Genomic DNA, 18377 nt, shown 5'->3' with positions numbered 1-18377 from the left:
ACTACTGCTCGGTGGTCAGCGGCGCGAGGCGCTGCTGCGGACGTCCCTGCGCGGCGGCGGCCAGCGCGATCACGATCTCGTCCGGATGCGGCGCGTCGGCGATGCGCACCTCCAGCGTCTGATGGTGCGAGCGGATGGTGGCGTCGGTGATGTGCTTGAGCGGGATGTCGAACACGATTCCGGCCGGGCCGCGCTTCTCCACCGCCGGAAGCAGGGTGGTGGCGTTGGCCGCCTTGCGGAAGTGGTCACCGAACTTCAGGGTGTGGATCAGGCCCGAACCGTGCTCGATCTCCCCGTTCAGCCCCACGATCGCGGCCTTGCCGTACGCCTGCGGCTCGGCGCCCAGCGCCTCGACGACCCGGGGCGCCAGCAGCTCGCCCAGCGGTGAGGCGTTGTCGTCGATTCCTGTGCTCAGATCTTCCACGAAACCCTGTCCGGCCCACGGGTTCTCGATGACGGCGGCGACGACGGCGACACGCGCGGCCGGTGCGACGGCCCGGCCGCCCTCGGTCAGGATCTCCTCGACGACGGTGACGATCTTGCGGACGTTCATGAACGGACTTCCTCCAATTTCTGAGCGGTGACTGCGGGGTCGGTGGTGCGGTCGCCGATGCGCGGATGCGGGCGCGGCCCGGTCGACGCGGCAGCGATGACGACGATCTCGTCGGCGCGGGGAGCGTCGGGGATCCGGGCGCTCACGGTCTGGTAGTGGCTCCGGGTCGCGGCGTGTTCCTTGTGCCAGAGCGGTACGACGAGCGTCTCGCCCGCGTCCGCGCGAGCGTCGGCGAAGCAGATGATCGACTCGCCCCGCAGGAACTCCCGGACGAGATTTCCGAAGTACGGGGTGTGGATCAACGCGCCGCCGTGCTCGATCTCCCCGGCGGTGCCGACGATGGCGGCCTTGCCGAACGCCTCGATCCGATCCACCCCGCCCAGTGCCTCGATCAGCTTGTCGGTCAACACCTTCGCGAGCCGGGGCGCCATCGCGATGGCGGCCGCGGACAGGTCGGTGGTGGCCGGGGTACCCACCCACGGGTTGGACACCACGGCCGCGACGCTGGCGCGGAATGCCGGACGGACGGGCGGGCGGCCCGCCTCGGTCAGGGTCTCCTCGCGATACAGCGATAGCTTCCGGATCTCGATGTGGGCCCCACCACCATTGGACGCTTGCATACAAGGAACAGTAGAGCGGGGTGTCGTTTTGGTCAAGAGGGCGTCATCGACAGCACCCCCGAGGCGCCGAGGCGACCACAAGAGGCCACATAAACACAGGTAATGCACACTTACCCCGCCATTCCGGGCCGACGGAAGCAACTGTGTGCCACGAACCCATTGACACCGGAATGTGACGCGCCTAATAATCGCTTGCATGGCAGAGCGGCGAGAGAGTCGCTCGGCGAACCCCTTCCCCGCGGCGAGTCATCGGTTGCCACACCGCCACTCGACCGTGGGAACGGGCCACGTCACATCGAGCACCCGGCCGCGCGATCGGCGCACCGGTCCGCTCTGGCCGGTACAACACCCGGAATCCGCAGGAGCAGCACACCATGACCGACCACACCGCCCGGCGCGCGCTCATCGCCAACGCGTGGCACCACGCCTGGGACCGCGGGGACCTCGACGCGTTCGACGCGCTGCTGAGCCCGCGATACCAGCGTCACGGCGCCCACGGCCCGGCGCAGGATCGCGACACCTTCAAAGCCTCGGTCCTGACCACCCGCGCCGCATTCCCCGATCTGAGCACCACGATCGACGACATCGTGCTGGAACAGGACTGCGCGGCGATCCGCTGGCACAGCACCGGCAGCCATACCGGCGAATTCCTGGGCATCCCCACCACCGGCAGACGCGTCGAGGTCAGCGGGGCGACGTTCGCCCGTTTCGAGGACGACCGCATCACCGAGGAGTTCGTGACATGGGATCCCCGCACACTGCTGTCCGCGCTGGGCATCATCAGCCTCGGCCAGGACTGAATCCACCGCAACAACCTGGAGTTCACACCATGTCGCAGCTATCGCAGCCCACGGCCGACATCGACCTGATGAAACAGGTCAACCGCAAGTTCGTCACCGGCGTCACCGTGATCACCGCCATCGACGGTGACACTCCGAAAGGCTTGGCGGTCAACGCATTCGCCAGTATCTCCCTGACCCCGCCGACGGTGATGGTCTGCGTGCAGCGCACCTCGAACACGCACGACTGCCTGTTCCGCGCAGATCACCTCGCAATCAACATCCTGTCCGCGGCCCAGGGCCCGGTCGCCGCGACGTTCGCCGGCAAATCCGACGACAAGTTCCGCGACCTCGCCTGGCGGCCCGGCCCGTTCGGCAGCCCGCTGATCGATCAGAGCAGTGCGCGGATGGAGACCGAGATCCGCGAACGGCTCCAGACCCGCACCCATACGGTGTTCATCTGCCGCGTCGTGCACGCCGAGGTCGGCGAACAGGCGCCGATGGTCTACAGCTCCGGTGGATTCTACGACGGCGGGGCGCTCACCCCGCTGCCTTGATCAGGCAATCCACCACCCGCCCAACCGATTTCACTCGTTCTCTGCCGCATCAGGTGGCATTTCCGGAGGTTTCCATGCCCCAGACCCCGTCCTCGGACACCGAAGACCGGCGGTATCGCAGCAAGGTCGCCGCGATCGAGCCGTACGGTGTCGATCACATCCCCGACGTCGAACGGCACGGCACACCGCGCTCGCAGTTCTCCATCTGGTTCGCCGCGGGCATGAACTTCCCGATCATGGTGCTCGGATTCTCGGCCGTCAGCTACGGACTGTCGCTGACCGCGGCGGTGACGGCGATCGTGCTCGGCTCCCTGCTGGGCGCTGCCGTGATGGGCATCCTGTCCCAGATGGGCGCTCGTCTGGGCGTGCCGCAGCAGATCCAGTCGCGCGGGCCGCTGGGCTTCTTCGGCAACTTCGTTCCCGTGGCATACATCAACATCTTCGCCGGGATCGGCTGGGCGGCGGTGACGATCATCCTCGGCGCGCAGGCCATTCACCGGCTCGCACCGGCCGTCCCGTTCTGGCTCTCGGCTCTGGTGCTGGTCAGCATTCAGCTGGTGGTGGCCGTGTTCGGGTACAACATGATCCACTTCCTGCAGAAGATTCTGTCGGTCGTGCTGTTCCTCGGGTTCGTCATGATCACCGTCGTCTCGATCACCCACAGCACGACGGTCGGCTTCCACGCGAATCCGCACGCGCGCTTCTACATCGGCGGAGCCGGTGGCTGGATCACCTTCGCGGGCTTCTTCCTGTCCTTCCTGATCGCCTGGTGGCCCTTCGCATCGGACTATTCGCGGTATCTGCCCGACGACGACCACACCGCCAAGCGCGCCGGGGTCTACACGGTGGCGGGCAATTTCATCACGCTGAGCTGGCTGGGCATCGCCGGCGCCGTCCTGGGCGGATCGGCGGTATCGGGTGAGCAGCCGATCGACGCACTGGCCCGGCTGACCGGATCGTGGGCCCCGCTGGCGCTGATCGTGGTCATGCTCTCCTCGTTCTCGCAGAACTTCCTCAACGTCTACGGCGGCGCGATTTCCGTTCAGACACTGCGGATTCCGGTGAGCCGCCGCACCGCGGTCATCGCCATCTGCGTCATCTCCTACATCATCAGCCTGTGGGCCGACGCGGGCTTCGAGGCGAAATTCAAGAACTTCCTGTTCCTGGGCGCGTATCTGATCGCACCGTTCGGTGCGGCCCTGCTGCTGGACTACTTCGTCGGCGGTCGCAAGGACAAGGCCCGCATCGGCGAACTCTACGACGAGACGCGCATGCTGGAATGGGGTTTCGTCGCCTGGGTCGCCGGTGTGATCGCCTCGGTCCCGTTCTGGAATCTGTCCTTCTACCAGGGCTGGGTGAGCGTCCACCATCCCGGCTGGGGTGATCTGACCTATGTCGTCGGCTTCGCGGTGGCCTCGGTCGTCTATCTGCTCACCTATCGGCTTCCCGGCCTGCGCCGCAGCGCCGGATCGACAGCAGGGAAAAGGTTCACCGAGTCCGCCGGGACGGTCGCCGCGCCGATGACGGTGAGCGAGGAGACACTGTGAGCGAGAACGTATTTCGTCCGGTGCCGCCCGCGTCGGCGGCGTTCGCCGCCGAGGTCGAGCGCGCGCTCGCCGAGATCGCCGCTGGACTACCGATCGTGGTCGTGGACGATCACGACCGGGAGAACGAGGGCGATCTGATCTTCGCCGCCGAATGCGCGACACCGGAACTGGTGGCGTTCACGGTGCGGCACGGATCCGGGGTGCTGTGCGTGCCGATGCCGGGTGACCGGCTCGACGCGCTGCGACTGCCGCCCATGTGCGCGGACAACCAGGATCCCAAGGGCACCGCGTACGCGATCAGCGTCGACGCGAAAGATGGTGTGAGCACGGGGATCTCAGCCGCGGACCGTGCTCGCACGATTCGGCTGCTAGCCGCCGGCGACACTCGTCCCGAACAGCTGACCCGCCCGGGACACGTGTTCCCGCTGCGGGCGCGGCCCGGCGGGGTCCTCGAACGCGCCGGGCACACCGAAGCGGCGACCGACCTGGTCGCGATGGCCGGTATGCGGCCTGCCGGGGCGATCTGCGAGATCGTCAACGACGACGGAACCACGGCCCGCGGCGCCGATCTCGACGACTTCTGCACCACGCACCACCTGCACCGGCTCGCCATCGCCGATCTCGTGCGCTACCGACGATGGCAGGCGCCGCTGACCACCGGCCCCGCCATCCGCCTGCCCACCCCGCACGGGGTGTTCGCGGCCACCGCCGTCACCGCGGACGACGGCGCCGAACATCTGATCCTGACCCTCGGCGATCTCGCCGAGCGCGACGACGTACTGGTGCGAGTGCACTCCGAATGCCTCACCGGAGACATCTTCGGCTCGCACCGCTGCGACTGCGGCCCCCAACTCGACCAGGCCCTGGCCGAGATCGCGCGAGTCGGGGCCGGTGCGGTGATCTACCTGCGCGGCCACGAGGGCCGCGGGATCGGGCTGATGCAGAAGCTGCGCGCCTACCACCTCCAGGAACACGGCTACGACACCGTCGACGCCAACACCGCCCTCGGCCTGCCCGTCGACGCACGCGACTACACCACGGCAGCGAAAGTCCTTGCCGCACTGAATATTCGATCGATCAACCTGATGACGAACAACCCGCGCAAGGAATCCGAACTCGCCTCGTTCGGCATCACCGTCCTGCGCACGACCCCGATCCACACCACCCCGACCGCCGACAACCTGCACTATCTGCGGACCAAACGCGAACGGCTCGGACATCGAGCCCCCACCACCCACCCGACCGCGGCCAGCCACGCCTGAACCCTCCCGGAGCGATCACCCGTGACCACCCTCATCACCCGACACCGCGTGCGCGACTTCGACATCTGGCGCGCGGTCTTCGCCGGACATCAGGACAACCGCCGCGCACACGGCGCGACCGGCCATCGCATCTACCGAATCGGCGACGACGTCACGGTGCTGACCGAATTCCCCGATAGAGCCTCAGCAGAGAACTTCCTCGCCGATCCCGCCCTGCGCGAAACCATCGCTCGGGCCGGATTCATCGGCACCCCGGACACTCGGATCTGCGAACTCGCCGACGACGAGGACTATCGAACACTCCCCACCGCAGAGGCAGAACCCGTCGGTCACCAAACGGTGCCACAGAGCGGTGCGACCTTGATATCGTGAGCGCCCATCCCACCCGGAATGGAGGATCTCGTGCATCGTGTCGTGTCGAAGGTCGTTGCCGCTGGAGCGATCGCTCTGGCGCTGGTTCTCCAACCCGCCCTGGCGGCGGCCACCAGCCCGACAACAGCGAACCCTGAACTCACCGGTCGAACCCATACGACAGCTCCCTTCGACCCCATCTGTCCCCTCTGCTTCATCCGAGAATTTCTGGAGAGCGGCTCGAGCCACTGAGCCCGTCGCCACCGCGGTAGTGGCGGTCGGGACGAGTAGTCAGCTGAGACCGGCGACTTCGTGGGCGATCGCGGTGAGCCGGGATTGCACGGCCGTGATGACGCCGTGGCGGTCCTTGTTGGCTTGCTCGTAGAGGAGAATGGCTCGAATGTCGGCCGGTTCGGTGAGGTCCTTGATCGCGGCGGCGGCTTGGGCGACGGTCAAGTCGTCGTAGTCGCCGATCGGCAACTCACTGGACTCGAGGGTGCCGGTCGAGGTGCGGATGGAACGCAACGCGCCAGCCGCGGTGTCGGCGCCTTCATCACGGGCGACCTGTTCGGCGGTGGCGAGCGCGGCGTCGCGAGAGGCACTGAAGGTTTTGACGGCCACATCACCGGCGTGCGCGCCCTGGGCGAGCAACTCACCGAGCGCGGGCGGAGTGGCACGCACAGCGTCCAGCACCCGGTCCAGGCCACGCGCGGACCAACTGACCGGAAGGTTGACCAGCTTCACCAGCGTCCCGGCACCCGCTTGCAAACGGGTGTGGCGCAGTGCGGCCGGACCGCCGAGAGCGTCCTCGGCCAGCACGGTGGTCAGCCAGTCCACGGTCTCGGTGTGCTCGGTGATCAACCGCTGCGCCAACGCAACGACGCCCGGGTGCCCGGCGGTGGTCGCGAGGGCCATGATGTAGCGGGCGCGGTCCAGGAGTTGGTGTTCGAGAGTCAGGTCACCGAGCAGAGCTTCATCGAACGGCTGGGCCTGGTCGATCACAGCCTTGACCACGGCGGCGCCGCGCCCGAGGAAGGGCGCGACCCGCTGCGGGACATCACCCAGTTCACGGATGGCTGCCTCGATGGCGTGAGCGCGGTCGCGGGCATTGTCGGCGTTGTCCGACAGCGCGCGACGTGCCGCCTCGGTGCGGGCCTGCGCGATGCGCGTGTCCGCGATCTGGATTTCGGTGTGGGTCAAAGCCAGGACGGCGCGCAACTGCGCCGACAATGTAGTCGTATCGCGTGTACTCATGCGTATCTCGTCCCTTCGGCGTTGGTAACGCGTCGAGTCGGCGCAAGGTGTGACGTTTGGCGATTCTACTGCCCGGTAACCAGCTCCAACAGGGCACATCGACGGGTATACAGCGAGGTCGAACGACACTGAAATACCCGCTCGCGTGAACCACGCAGATCACCCACACCGGACCACCGCAGCGAGATCCGCTGCCGCACGGGCCGATCACTCGCCCGAGCGTCACCATTCGGCAGTAGCGCCAGGAAGCTGTGCACGAGGGCACGATCGCATCGCCCGGGTGAGCCACGTAAACCGTTGTTGCGGAGCCTGTTTCGCTAATTGGCGCGATGCGGACGGTCTATCGCAGCCACCGGGCCGGTCCAGTTGCTGCTCGCATGCCCGATGCAGGGCTGGTTGTCGGTCCTCGTCGGTGCGGTGTGTGGGGTTCCATTCGTCAGCGGTTTTGCCGGTGGCCAGGAAGATGGTGCGGCGTCCGACCTCGACGGCGTTGTCTGCGAATCTCTCGTGGTAGCGGCCGATCAATGTGAGATCCACTGCGGTGGTGATTCCGTGGTCCGATGCCGGGTCCAGCACGGTGGCCAGGAGTTCTTCGTGGAGGCGGTCCATGACGTCATCCTGGCCAGCGCGGTCAGGCGTCGAGGATCTGCAAGACCCAGTGGCCTTTGCCGTTGGACTTGGCGTTGTAGAGACCGGCGTCAGCGGCAGCCAGCAGGGATTCGGTATCGGCCCCGGCCAGGGGTCTGACGATGACACCGATGCTCGCCGATATCCGCAGCGAATGCCCATCGACGATGATCGGGACGGCCAGCGCCGTCAACAGCCGGTCCGCGATGAGCGTGGTCCGGGACGTGCTCGCAGGTGGCGGGATGAGGACGACGAATTCGTCCCCGCCGATGCGCGCCAGGAGACAATGCTGATCGCGCACGCTGTTGCGCAGACGAGCCGCGACCGCGGACAGGGCCTTGTCTCCGACGCTGTGGCCGTAGCGGTCGTTGATCGCCTTGAAATGATCCAGATCGACGAAGCAGAATCCGGCCCGATCCTCGGGGTGTGCGGTGGTGATCAGCTCGTCGACCCGTTCGGTGAGCATGCGACGGTTAGGGAGCCCGGTCAGCGGGTCGTGCCGGGCCTGGCGGTGCAGTTCCTCGTGGCGTTGGTGTAGTTCGGTCACGTCGCCACCCACCGCGAGGAGGTAGTCGGGGTGATCGCCGAGCCCGGGGACGTAGGTGATGGCGAACGACATCCACCCGATCGTGCCGTCGGCGCGGACCAGTCTGCGTTCGAGTCGGACCGTGCCCGAGCGGGCGGGAACCAACTCTTCGAACACCAGGCTGCGGATGTGTTCCTTGTCGTCGGGGTGCGCGAAGTCGTACACCGATATGCCCTGGAGCGATTCGACCGGGACACCGATCATCTCGGCGAGTGCACTGTTGGCCTCCAGCAGCGTGCCTTCGACATCACCGATAGCGACCGCGGCGGCGATGTTGTCGAACACCATCCGGAACCTGCTGTCCGGGCCACTGTCCGCAGAGTCGGGCTGCGGCGTGGTGTGCGCGTGGTCGAGATCGCGGAGTTCACACAGCCCGGCCTGGTGGCCTTGCCCGAGGCCGGCCAGGAGCGCGGCGAGCCGGGCGTCGGCGTCGGGGTGCCGACAGTGATCGGCGAGCCGATGCAGCACCCGCGCCGATACCCAGGGAACCATCTCATCGGTCCAGCCCGCTGCGACCAGAGCCCGCCCGACCTGCACACCCACCGACACATCGAACCGATCCGTGTGCAACGCGGCCAGCAGATCCACGATCAGGCCGTGCAGCAGGTACCGCGACTGCGGAGCCGCCTCACGTGCCGCACCACGAGTCAGGGCTTTGAGCCAAGCCCTGGCCAGCATCTGCTCGACATCACCCACTGCAATAATCCCCTTCGGGGACCGAGCCACTCACAGCCCCTCGAGAGCGGGCTCTATAGCCATTCGACATCACGACCTCTCTGAATCTACTGCGTCGAATTCTGATGCGCTCGCGATAGCGGCCGAGGGTTCGGTGATCGACGTGGTGAACCGCGCCGCGAGGTGTTGCGCTGTGCGCGGGGCGCGATGCCAGGACTTGGGTGCGGAGTTGGGATCGTCTGTCATTGGGCCGGACTCGTCCGGGTCTCGACGGTGGTCATGCCGGGAGCCGCCGCAGCGGCATCGATAGCCGGATCCCGGCAAGATCGAGGGTGCCGCGCGGCGACATTCCGGACGGACCACGGGAAGTCGGCGTGGCGTATCGTGTCAGCTGATGCCGATCGTCGCTCGGGCATAGTCCGCACGCGATTGTGACCCGGCCCAGACAACGCCTCGAGTACCGCTTGCCCATCGTGATCCACGTGGGAGGTCTGCTGTGAGTGTCTTCGGGTATCGGGTGGCGCACACGCTGGGATTTCGCCCGTGGGAGGCGGCGGCCCGGCACGGCGACGCACCTCGCATTCTGGCCACCGAATTCAACCGGGAGCAGGCAAGAGCACAGGCGCCGTGGGGGGCCGCACTGGACCTCGGCTGCGGCACCGGCGTACACGCTGTCGAACTGGCCCGGCGAGGGTGGCAGGTCACCGGAGTCGACATCGTGCGAAAGGCGATCCGGCGCGCCACCAAACGCGCCCGCGCCGCCGGCGTCGATGTCCGCTTCCTGGAAGGCGACATCACCGCCCTCCCGGCCCAGGTCGGGACCGGATACAGGCTGATCCTGGACTTCGGCGCCTTCCACGGCCTCACCGACCCAGAGCGGCACGCCCTGGGCAGACAGGTCGACACCGCAGCCGCCGCAGACGCAACCCTGCTCATGATCGCCGTCGAACCGGGCCGGCGCGGTCCACTACCCCGCGGCGCCGCGCCGACGGACATCACGACAGCCTTTCCGGGCTGGACAATCGTCGACGACGTGCTGCTACCCAAGCACCCGATCGGCACGCTCCACCTCTACCGGCTGCGCCGCGCCGACAACAGGCGGTGACCTCCTGCACCAGACCGCACCGACCTCCCACCGATGCCTCATTCCGCGGATGCGATCGGGCCTCGCTGCGGGGATGAAACATGCTGCGCCAGTTGGTAATCGATCGCGACTACGGGATCGGCGTGTTCGTGGGAAGGTTGACGAAGCTGGGGGCGGCGGGGTCCAGATCGAGGTGCTGGGGTGCGAGTTGGGTGTTGTTGAGCAGGGGGCGTAGGGCCAGGGATTTGGGGAAGTTTCCGGCGAATACGTCGATGCGGAGGCGGTGGCCGGGCTGGAGCACCGCGTCGGTGGGGATGACGGCGATATCGAGCGGGGTCGGTTGGCCCGGCACGGTGGGGCGCAGGCTGTCGAGGGTGAGCAGGTTGTAGGGCTGGGTGTAGTCGCCGTCGGGTGAGCGCAGGCTCTCGGCGTCGTCGATCGCGCGCAGGGAGGCGGCCAACTGGCCGGTGGTCAGGACAGTCGAGGTGCCTTCCGGGGCGACATCGTCGACGGTGACGTCCCAGTATCCGTCGGTGGTGTCCTGCACGGTGTTCAGATGGATGTTGATCGGCCCGGAGATCACCGTCGGGGTGCCGACCGGCGGGCTGGTGAAGGTCAGGCCGTTCGTCTCGGCGACTCGATTGTCCTTGGCGCACAGGTCGAGTACGGCGCTGATACCCATCGAACCCTGTGCGGCATCGCGCGAGCACGCATTGGTCAGGCCGGGTGCCACGGTGAGCCGGTCGCGGCCCGGCACGTTCGAGGTCAGCGAGCCGTCGTGCACGGTGGCGGGCGCGGTCCCGCTGGGTGTCGCCGACAGATACACCCGCCGATATTCCATACCCGGCTCCGGGAAGCCGCTGCTGGTCACCCAGCCACCGCCCTGCTGGCGCATCGTGACCGGACCGTACGAGGTGATGCCGTTGTCGACGCCCTTGAGCCAGTGGTCGAACCACGCTCGCTGCAGAACATCCAATCGTGGTGGCCCGCCGGGCATCCCGGTGCCCGAGCCGGGATTCATGTGGTAGGTGTCGCCCATCAGGAACTGTTTCTCGCCCGCGGGCAACGGGATGGCGTCGTAGACGTGCGCGGCGCTGTTGGCGAAGATGTCGTGCCATCCGTCGTAGACGAACGTCGGCACCGTGATTCGCTCCGGATGCCCCAGGACGCCTCGGCGGAACGGGGAATCGGACTGCAGGAGGGTCGCCAGCGTCGGAGGCACCGCGTCGACCGTCGGCACGGTCAGCGCCGCCAGCAGCGCGTCGAACATGGTGAGCGGATCGGCCACCCGGTCCGAGAGCCACTGCCAATCGAAGGTCCCGGTCACCATCGACCGCACGTCCGGAACGAGTTTGAGCGCATCGACCAGCGACAACCACAGCGGCATGAACGTGGTCCCCAGACCGCCGCCCGGTGCGACCACGTCGCGGACCAGATCGCTGCCCGGTTCGACCGGGAAGATGGCCTTCAACGGCCCGGGTGCGTTCTCGGCGGCCTGCAATTGATTGATGCCCGAATACGACATGCCGCTCATGCCGACCTTGCCGTTCGACCAGGGCTGGTGCGCGGACCAGTCGATCACCTCGCGGGTGTCCAATTGTTCACGCGCGCACAGGGTGTTCCAATCCCCTTGGGAGAACCCGGTTCCGCGCACATCGGCCACCACCATCGTGTAACCGCTGCGGATGAGGTTGCGATCCACCCCGAAAACCGTGATCGCGCCGCCGCTGACGGCGTGCACCAGATCGCCGAAGCCGCTGATCGGCGTGCCGGTCAGATCGATCGAACGGGCCAGCTGGACCGCGAGCGGCTGCAGTTTCGGCACCGCCATCGCCGAATCGATCAGATTGGTCACGAGTTTCGTGTACGGCGTCATATTCACCACGGTCGGCAACGGGTCCGACACGATCTGCCCGGCCGCGTCCATCGGGCGATAGACGTTGGCCTTCAACACCACTCCGTCGCTCATGCGGATCGGCACATCCCAGTCGATGTGCACGTCGGAGTAGCGCTGTGGCCCGTCCGCGGTGGCCGTCCACGCGGCCGGTCCCGAACCGACCGGCGACGCGGACGCGGCCCGCAGACCCCAGGCCCCGCCCGCGACCAGGACCATCACACATGCGAGCACACCGGCTCGGCCTGCCACCCCGCGACCGGAGGCCGAGCGAATTCCCCACCGTGACACCATTGTCGCCTCATCTCCTCCCCGGCACACCGCATCGGCAGCGGGGAGTGATCGACCCGAGATTTGTTCGAACCTAACCTCAGGTCCCCCGCCCGCATCCGCATGGCGCGACAATTGAGCCCATTACCTGTCGGGTGCCCGTGGTCCTGGTGTCACTCACAACGGTCACCGGCTCGTCGTTCCGTACAATGCGCCGTACCACAACGCGTCCGAGGGCGACGACCGGCCGAACGCTCCGAGAAGCCCTGTCGCGCTGCACACCTGCGGAACACACAGTGCAGCAACGATACTCAGCTGCGGTCGGCCGAACCCTCGGCGTAGTCGCGGAACATGCGCACCGCCGGCGGCAACGCACGATCCGCCGACCAGACCAGGCCGATCTCCCGGAAAGCCGGTGGGTGCAGCCGAATCTCGACGGTGCCCGGGTTCGGCAGCGGCTCGGACTCCGGCAGGATCGCCACACCGAGATGCGCCGCCACCATGCCGCGCAGCGTATCCGCCTCCTCCCCTTCGAACGAGACCCGCGGTGTACAGCCCGCCTGGACGAACAGATCATCGATGATGCGGCGCAGGCCGAAACCCGGCTTGAGCGAGACGAATTCCGATTCGGCGAGTTCGGTGAGCCCGACGCGCGCGCGGGAGGCGAGCGGATGCCCCGTCGGGACCACGGCCACCAGTGGCTGTTTCGCGATCTCGGAGGTAGCGAAACCGGGATCCTCGACCGGCAGCGGCGCGGTGAGGACCAGATCCGCCTCACCCCTGTTCAGCCGCTGCAACAGATCCTCGCTCGCGCCCTGCACGAGGGTGAACCGGACGCCGGGATGCGCGGTGCGGAATCCGGCCAACAGTTCCGGGACGCGCACACCTCCCATGGTGTGCAGGAAAGCCAGCGAGACGTGTCCGCGCTCCGGATCGGCCTCGGACAGCGCGGCCCGCAGACCCAGCCGCAGCTCGCCCGCCGCTCGTCGAGCGGATTCGGCCAACTGCTGTCCCGCGTGAGTCAGCCGGATACCCCGGCCGATCCGGCTGACCACCGGCGTGCCCAGATTCTCGGCCAGTTCGGTGAGCCAGCGGCTCGCAGTGGGTTGCGGGACGCCCACCAGCGCGGCCGCGCGGGTGAGGTTGCTCTCATCGACCAGGGCCTCCAGCAGCGCGAGACGCGGTGCCAGGTCCACCAGGTTCGTGGTCAGTGCGTCGTCCAGCAAAATAATCCACCAATGGATGATTGAAGGGATTTTTACGTATTGGACGAATAATATGCCACTGCTTACGGTCAGTACACGTGAGAAGTACGCCTCCCCAGTCCACCGCGCTTCGGCATCTGCACGGCACCTCCGGTTTCCGCCGCATCACCCTGGCGCTGTTCGCGTCCGGGCTGGCGACTTTCACCACGCTCTACTGTGTGCAGGCGCTGTTGCCCGCACTGAGCACCCAGTTCCGATTGACTCCGGCCGCGTCGAGCCTGGCCGTATCGCTGGGAACAGCCGGGCTGGCCGTAGGGGTGATCCCGCTGACGGCGCTGTCGGGAGTGGTCGGGCGGACATCCATGATGACCGCCTCCCTGTTCGCCGCCGCGATCCTGGGGATCGCGCAGGCGTTCAGCCCGAGCTTCGCGATACTGCTGGTCCTGCGCGCCCTACAGGGCCTGGCCCTGGCCGGACTGCAGGCCACCGCGATGTCCTACCTGGCCGAGGAGATCGACCGCCGCTCCCTGGGTTTCGCGATGGGCCTGTACATCGCGGGCAACGGCATCGGCGGGATGGCGGGCCGCCTGATCGCGAGTTTCGTACTGGACCTGTCGAATTGGCGGTGGGCGCTGGCGGTGGTCGGTGTCCTCGCGATGCTGTGCGCGGTGGTGTTCCGGATCAATATCGTGCCGTCGGCGAATTTCGTCCCGAGTCCCCCGCGCGTGCGACATCTGGCCGGGGCGGTGGGCCGGTCCTTCACCGATTCCGGTCTGATCCGCCTGTTCGCCTGCGGGTTCCTGCTGATGGGCTGCTTCGTCACGGTGTACAACTACCTGGGCTTCCGGCTGCTGAGCCCGCCGTTCGCGCTGGCTCCGGTCATCGTCGGTTTGATCTTCGTGGTGTATCTGGCCGGATCGGTGTCCTCCACGGTCGCCGGTCGTCTGGTCGACGTGCTCGGCCGACCACGCATGCTGCCGGTCACCGCGCTGATCACGCTCGCGGGCGTCGCCCTGATGTTCCCGTCGAACATCGTGTTCGTGGTGATCGGGCTCATCGTCACCACGGCCGGATTCTTCGCGGCCCACTCGGTCGCCAGCGGCTGGGTCGGCCCGCGCGCGGCGACCCTGAACGTGCAGGGTCCCGCGGTCTACCTGTTCTGCTACTACCTCGGCTCCAGCGTCGGCGGGTCCCTCGGCGGCCTGGCCTACGGCGCTGACGGCTGGTCCGGCGTGACAATCTACGTCGGCGCACTCGTGCTGGGGGTGCTGATCCTGGCGTTCACCCTGCGCAAGCTCCCCCAGGCGCAACCTCGGCAGTTGGCGAGTTCCGAAGCGGTACAACAACCCTAGGGGCACCATCGCTTGTCTGCGGTACTACTCGCCTGCTACGTCCCCAGCCGCGCCCCGGTGCTCGGTTCTTGGTGCTCGGTGCTCGGTGCTCGGTGCTCGGTGCTCGGTGCTCGGTGCTCGGTGCTCGGTGCTCGGTGCTCGGTGCTCGGTGCTCGGTGCTCGGTGCTCGGATGAACCGTTACCGCGTGCCGGGGCACTGTATCCCCGTTGGGCAGAGGTAGGTCGCGTTCTCGTGGGCGACGTTCGTCGCCTGTTTCATGAGCGGCTCGTCGGCGGACGGCCTCAGATGCGGGCCGAGCCAGCCGAAAACGGTGGGGTACATGGCTTGCCAGGTGCCCCAGTTGTGGCCGCCGTCGCGGAGGATGAGCGGGGCCGCGACCCGGGTGGGTGCGCGGGCGGCCTCGAACAGGGCTCGTGAGTTGTCGGGGCTGCTGGACGGATCGTTGACGCTGGTGGCCACCATGATGGATACGGCCGCGCCGCGGGCGGCCAGTTGGGTCGGATCGTTGGCCGTGCGCAGCGCCGGATCATCGATGACGGCGGGATCACCGTGGAAGTCGTCGGGGCTCAGCGCGAGTCCGGTGGCGAAGACCTTCGGGTACTGCAGCGGCAGTTTCGCCGCGCAGTAGCCGCCGGTGGAGTCACCGGCCAGCGCCCATCCCTTCGCGTCGGCGCGAACTCGGAACTGGCGCTGGATCATTCGTGGCACGTCGTGTACCAGCCAGGTCGCGGTCTGCGCACCGCCGGGAACGTTGATGCAGTCGGTGTTGCTGCCCGGATTGATGCGCGGCATGACCAGCACCGCGGGCGGCAGCGTCCCGTCCCGCATCAGCGCCCCGAGCAGCTCGGGGGCACGACCACCCCGGACCCACGCCACCGGGCTGCCCGGCACGCCGTGCAGCAGCACGATCACCGGGAACCGGTGATCTCGGTAGGCGACCTGATCGTATTGCGGTGGCGTCCAGACCAATACCTCACCGGCGAGCCCGGACTCAGGCCCCTGATAGTCGGTTTCGGCCACCCGGTCACCCAGAGTCCGGAAGGTCACCGGCGCTTCCTCGGTGGCCTCGGCGGCCGTCACCGTGGGCATCTGTGTCCGGCCCAGCAGATCGTTCCACGAGGTGTACAGACCGTTGGCGTCGTTGACCCACACCGCGACGGAAACCACTGCGGCACACTGACAGCACACGATCATCGACAGCCGGGTCAGCCACCGCACCGCGCGGGGCCCGCGCAATCGGTTCCATCCCACCAGGGTGACGCCCACTGCCACCACAGCCGTGACGACGACCGTGTAGAGCAGCGCGTCGCTGGTCAAACTCAACACCACAAGCCTCGCATCGATGCACTCGGGCTGTCCGGCCGCAGCGGGTGATCGTCGAGAGCGGACAGCGGCCCGCATAGTACCGCCCTCGACGACCACCGCCGACCGGCGAGCCCCGTCCGCACCGAACTCCGGTGACGCGCAACGGCCCTCGCACCCGCGCAGGAGCGAGCGGGCGATCTGCCCGCACGCGCGAAGGACGTGCTCAGCTCGTCGTCAAAGCCGTTGTGCCACAGAGGTGCACGACGATCCCCAGCGCGTCGAAGCACGCCGCCTTGACCAGCAGCGCCTTGTCCGCGGTATCGACATCGGGTGCGTAGACGACATTCGCGTGATTCGCCTTGTGCCGCGCCATGAACTGATCCCGCGAGACCCCGTGCAGCACCGCATTCATGATCGGCCACTCGGGATTGGTCGCGTTCTTGCGCCGCAGACTCTCCTCCCGCGGAAGCTCGACCACGGTCCCGCGCCCGAGGTCGACATTGAGCCGCCCATCGGCGAGATACACACGCGACCAGACGATTTCGCCCGGCTTGGAGATGCCGTTGATCGTCGACCCACCGGCCGGGAAGAACATCGGCCCCTGACGCCAGCCCTCGGCGTCGGCGTAACCGTTCGCGAAATGCGACGGCGGCACCGAACCCGAGATCTCCAGAACCCAGACGAACTGCCCGTCGTACTCCTCACCCCAGCGAATGTCGTGCAGAGTGGTGGCCGGGTCCAGCCCCATGGCCGTCCACACCCGATTGGTCACCAGCGAATCGACCGCGACCCCCTCGTCGACCTCGTTGAAATTCGGTATCGCACGGCCTTCCCACAGCACGCGCTGCCCGTCGCGACTACGCACCGGCGGACGCTCGACATTGTTCATCAGCCCCTCGACCAGGTCCGAGGCCGGAGCGAGATCCTTCAGCCCCTGCTGATACTGGATCCCCACCGCGTCGAGACCGAAGTCGTCCGCGATCCGCAACGCCGCAATGTACATCTTGTACTGCAGATCCAACTGATCCTGCGTCAGCTCGGTGCGCGGATCGGTGCCGATCTTGAAGGTCATCCCCGCATCGAGCAGCCAACGCCCGATCTCGGCGGCCTCGTCGTCACCCACGGTGAGCATCTCGGCCCACAGCGCGCTCTGCGACAGCCGCTCCTTGTAGATGCCGATCCCGTTGAGCACCTCGTCGTCGAAGATGGCGTTGTACATGCCCATGCAGCCCTCGTCGAAGATTCCGATGATGGCCTTGTCCCGCAGCAGTTGTCGGGCCAGCGCGACGCCGAGATCACGCTCGGCACTCTCCGCCAACGCGGGCAGCGGACGGACGTGCGATGCGTCGTGCACAATCGTTCCGGTCTCGATCCAGCTGCCGATCCCGTCCCGGAACCACTCGTCGGTGCCGTCGATCGTCCAGATCGTCGAATACGGTTTGCCCATCTTGGTAAGTCCGGCATTGAGATTGAGCAATCCGACCAGCCCCGGCCACTTGCCCGCGAAGTTCGCCACCGTCAGGATCGGCCCCTCGTGCGTGCGCAGACCCGCCAGCACATGATGGCTGTACTGCCACACCGCCTCGGCCACGATCAACGGCGCATCGGACGGAATGGTGGCGAACACGTCCAGCCCCATCCGCTGACTGCTGATGAACCCGTGTCCGGTACACGGATCGATCCCGTTGCCGCGCACGACATTCCAGCCGAACCCACCGAACGCCTCGGTCACGATCCGCTCCAACTCGACCTGCGTGGGCCACCCCATCTCGTTCGCCGCAGGACGCAGATCGCCGCTGGCGATCAGGTACGCGGTCCGAGGCGGAGCCGGGGCGAGAGTCTCGACGGCCGGGAAGGTGTAGGAACCACTCACACGAACTCCTCTGCGGATTGAACGTGCCGACGCGAACGTCGACGCCGAGAACTACAGTCGATGTGACACAAAGCACACCGTCCCAGAAATCGGCTACCGCCGCAATACCGTTGCCCTGGAACCGCGAACGCATCCGCGTCAGGCAACCAGGTGTAGAAACCCGGATCGCCCTCGCGGCCGAAGTGCCTTGGTGCGCTGAGATTTTGATCCGCGAGGTTGTGATCGATCGGTTCTTCGGGACGTGCGTGACAACCGGGGTGTCAGTGATGATCTGGTGACTGTGTCATGTCTGACGGAAGGTCCGAGTGCGCGATCTTCCGCAGTCGTCGAGGCCAATTCGTCAGCGGTCGGGTCGCGATGCCGGTCGGCGGTGGCTCTCCAGGGCCGATGTGTGCGCGTCGAGTGTGGATTGGTGTGGCTGGTCCAGGACGGCTTTCGATTCGTCGACGAGGTTGGTCAGGTGGGCCACCTCTGTGTCGGTCAGTATCGGCATGAGCGATGCCGCTAGGAATTTGCTCGGCGGTGGGACACAATATTTGCAGGGAATGACTGTTCCAGGCTGATCCTACGTGTTCGACAGAT

General features: G+C 67.0%; 16 protein-coding genes. 7 read left to right on the top strand and 9 right to left on the bottom strand.

Going from position 1 to position 18377, the window contains the following annotated elements:
* Position 1: 1 nt before the first annotated feature.
* Together K7711_RS11720 and K7711_RS11715 are read right to left on the bottom strand one after the other, a co-directional pair.
* On the bottom strand, positions 2–553 hold the full coding sequence (locus tag K7711_RS11720; protein WP_222968358.1) for an amino acid synthesis family protein: 552 nt from the start codon (positions 551–553) through the stop codon (positions 2–4).
* On the bottom strand, positions 550–1173 hold the full coding sequence (locus tag K7711_RS11715; protein ID WP_222968356.1) for an amino acid synthesis family protein: 624 nt from the start codon (positions 1171–1173) through the stop codon (positions 550–552). The genes K7711_RS11720 and K7711_RS11715 overlap by 4 nt, the downstream gene beginning before the upstream one ends.
* Before the next feature lie 374 nt (positions 1174–1547).
* On the opposite strand from K7711_RS11715, the gene K7711_RS11710 reads away from it, so the two are divergent.
* The 5 genes from K7711_RS11710 to K7711_RS11690 all read left to right on the top strand — a co-directional run bounded on the left by K7711_RS11710 (position 1548) and on the right by K7711_RS11690 (position 5690).
* Positions 1548–1973 carry an ester cyclase gene (locus K7711_RS11710; RefSeq protein ID WP_222968354.1) on the top strand — a complete coding sequence of 142 codons (426 nt, stop codon included), beginning with the start codon at positions 1548–1550 and terminating at the stop codon, positions 1971–1973.
* A gap of 29 nt (positions 1974–2002) precedes the next feature.
* Positions 2003–2509 (top strand): flavin reductase family protein, encoded by a 507-nt coding sequence (locus K7711_RS11705; protein ID WP_222968352.1) that lies wholly within the window; start codon positions 2003–2005, stop codon positions 2507–2509.
* A gap of 74 nt (positions 2510–2583) precedes the next feature.
* Positions 2584–4056 (top strand): purine-cytosine permease family protein, encoded by a 1473-nt coding sequence (locus K7711_RS11700; RefSeq protein WP_222968350.1) that lies wholly within the window; start codon positions 2584–2586, stop codon positions 4054–4056.
* The gene (locus tag K7711_RS11695) at positions 4053–5318 is read left to right on the top strand and encodes a bifunctional 3,4-dihydroxy-2-butanone-4-phosphate synthase/GTP cyclohydrolase II (protein ID WP_308014644.1); all 1266 of its coding nucleotides are present in this window, start codon (positions 4053–4055) and stop codon (positions 5316–5318) included. The genes K7711_RS11700 and K7711_RS11695 overlap by 4 nt, the downstream gene beginning before the upstream one ends.
* A 21-nt stretch (positions 5319–5339) precedes the next feature.
* Positions 5340–5690, top strand: a complete 351-nt coding sequence (locus tag K7711_RS11690) for a hypothetical protein (RefSeq protein WP_222968340.1) — start codon at positions 5340–5342, stop codon at positions 5688–5690.
* Positions 5691–5960: 270 nt separating this feature from the next.
* Here K7711_RS11690 and K7711_RS11685 read toward each other — a convergent pair whose 3' ends face one another.
* The 3 genes from K7711_RS11685 to K7711_RS11675 all read right to left on the bottom strand — a co-directional run bounded on the left by K7711_RS11685 (position 5961) and on the right by K7711_RS11675 (position 8832).
* Positions 5961–6923 (bottom strand): ferritin-like domain-containing protein, encoded by a 963-nt coding sequence (locus K7711_RS11685; protein ID WP_222968338.1) that lies wholly within the window; start codon positions 6921–6923, stop codon positions 5961–5963.
* Between the two features lie 222 nt (positions 6924–7145).
* A complete protein-coding gene (locus K7711_RS11680) occupies positions 7146–7532 on the bottom strand; it encodes a phosphate signaling complex PhoU family protein (RefSeq protein ID WP_222968336.1) in 387 nt (128 codons plus the stop codon).
* Between the two features lie 22 nt (positions 7533–7554).
* Positions 7555–8832, bottom strand: a complete 1278-nt coding sequence (locus tag K7711_RS11675; protein WP_308014643.1) for a diguanylate cyclase domain-containing protein — start codon at positions 8830–8832, stop codon at positions 7555–7557.
* A 475-nt stretch (positions 8833–9307) separates the two neighbouring features.
* On the opposite strand from K7711_RS11675, the gene K7711_RS11670 reads away from it, so the two are divergent.
* Complete coding sequence (locus K7711_RS11670; protein WP_222968328.1) at positions 9308–9916, top strand: class I SAM-dependent methyltransferase; 609 nt, start codon at positions 9308–9310, stop codon at positions 9914–9916.
* Between the two features lie 109 nt (positions 9917–10025).
* Here the strand turns inward: K7711_RS11670 and K7711_RS11665 are convergent, their stop codons facing one another.
* Positions 10026–12083, bottom strand: coding sequence for a CocE/NonD family hydrolase (locus K7711_RS11665; RefSeq protein ID WP_222968326.1), 2058 nt, complete (start codon positions 12081–12083; stop codon positions 10026–10028).
* 287 nt (positions 12084–12370) lie between these two features.
* Complete coding sequence (locus K7711_RS11660) at positions 12371–13285, bottom strand: LysR family transcriptional regulator (protein WP_222968311.1); 915 nt, start codon at positions 13283–13285, stop codon at positions 12371–12373.
* A gap of 77 nt (positions 13286–13362) precedes the next feature.
* On the opposite strand from K7711_RS11660, the gene K7711_RS11655 reads away from it, so the two are divergent.
* Entirely contained in the window at positions 13363–14616 is a 1254-nt protein-coding gene (locus tag K7711_RS11655) for an MFS transporter (protein WP_222968309.1), read from the top strand.
* Between the two features lie 178 nt (positions 14617–14794).
* On the opposite strand, the gene K7711_RS11650 is transcribed toward K7711_RS11655, so the two are convergent.
* Together K7711_RS11650 and K7711_RS48895 are read right to left on the bottom strand one after the other, a co-directional pair.
* Positions 14795–15940, bottom strand: coding sequence for an alpha/beta hydrolase (locus tag K7711_RS11650; protein ID WP_222968300.1), 1146 nt, complete (start codon positions 15938–15940; stop codon positions 14795–14797).
* Positions 15941–16145: 205 nt separating this feature from the next.
* Positions 16146–17795: a hypothetical protein gene (locus K7711_RS48895; protein WP_222968298.1), complete on the bottom strand. Its 1650-nt coding sequence runs from the start codon at positions 17793–17795 to the stop codon at positions 16146–16148.
* Between the last annotated feature and the right edge of the window lie 582 nt (positions 17796–18377).

The sequence above is a fragment of the Nocardia coffeae genome (genome assembly GCF_019890715.1).
In the GTDB taxonomy this organism is placed as follows: domain Bacteria; phylum Actinomycetota; class Actinomycetes; order Mycobacteriales; family Mycobacteriaceae; genus Nocardia; species Nocardia jiangxiensis.
Note: the sequence above shows the minus strand (reverse complement) of the source record. Positions and strands in the feature narration are given on the sequence as shown.

What these genes read in the sequence shown, in the direction of transcription:
- K7711_RS11720 (WP_222968358.1), bottom strand. Translation starts at nt 553, where the DNA reads ATGAACGTCCGCAAGATCGTCACCGTCGTCGAGGAGATCCTGACCGAG.
- K7711_RS11715 (WP_222968356.1), bottom strand. Translation starts at nt 1,173, where the DNA reads ATGCAAGCGTCCAATGGTGGTGGGGCCCACATCGAGATCCGGAAGCTA.
- K7711_RS11710 (WP_222968354.1), top strand. Translation starts at nt 1,548, where the DNA reads ATGACCGACCACACCGCCCGGCGCGCGCTCATCGCCAACGCGTGGCAC.
- K7711_RS11705 (WP_222968352.1), top strand. Translation starts at nt 2,003, where the DNA reads ATGTCGCAGCTATCGCAGCCCACGGCCGACATCGACCTGATGAAACAG.
- K7711_RS11700 (WP_222968350.1), top strand. Translation starts at nt 2,584, where the DNA reads ATGCCCCAGACCCCGTCCTCGGACACCGAAGACCGGCGGTATCGCAGC.
- K7711_RS11685 (WP_222968338.1), bottom strand. Translation starts at nt 6,923, where the DNA reads ATGAGTACACGCGATACGACTACATTGTCGGCGCAGTTGCGCGCCGTC.
- K7711_RS11680 (WP_222968336.1), bottom strand. Translation starts at nt 7,532, where the DNA reads ATGGACCGCCTCCACGAAGAACTCCTGGCCACCGTGCTGGACCCGGCA.
- K7711_RS11665 (WP_222968326.1), bottom strand. Translation starts at nt 12,083, where the DNA reads ATGGTGTCACGGTGGGGAATTCGCTCGGCCTCCGGTCGCGGGGTGGCA.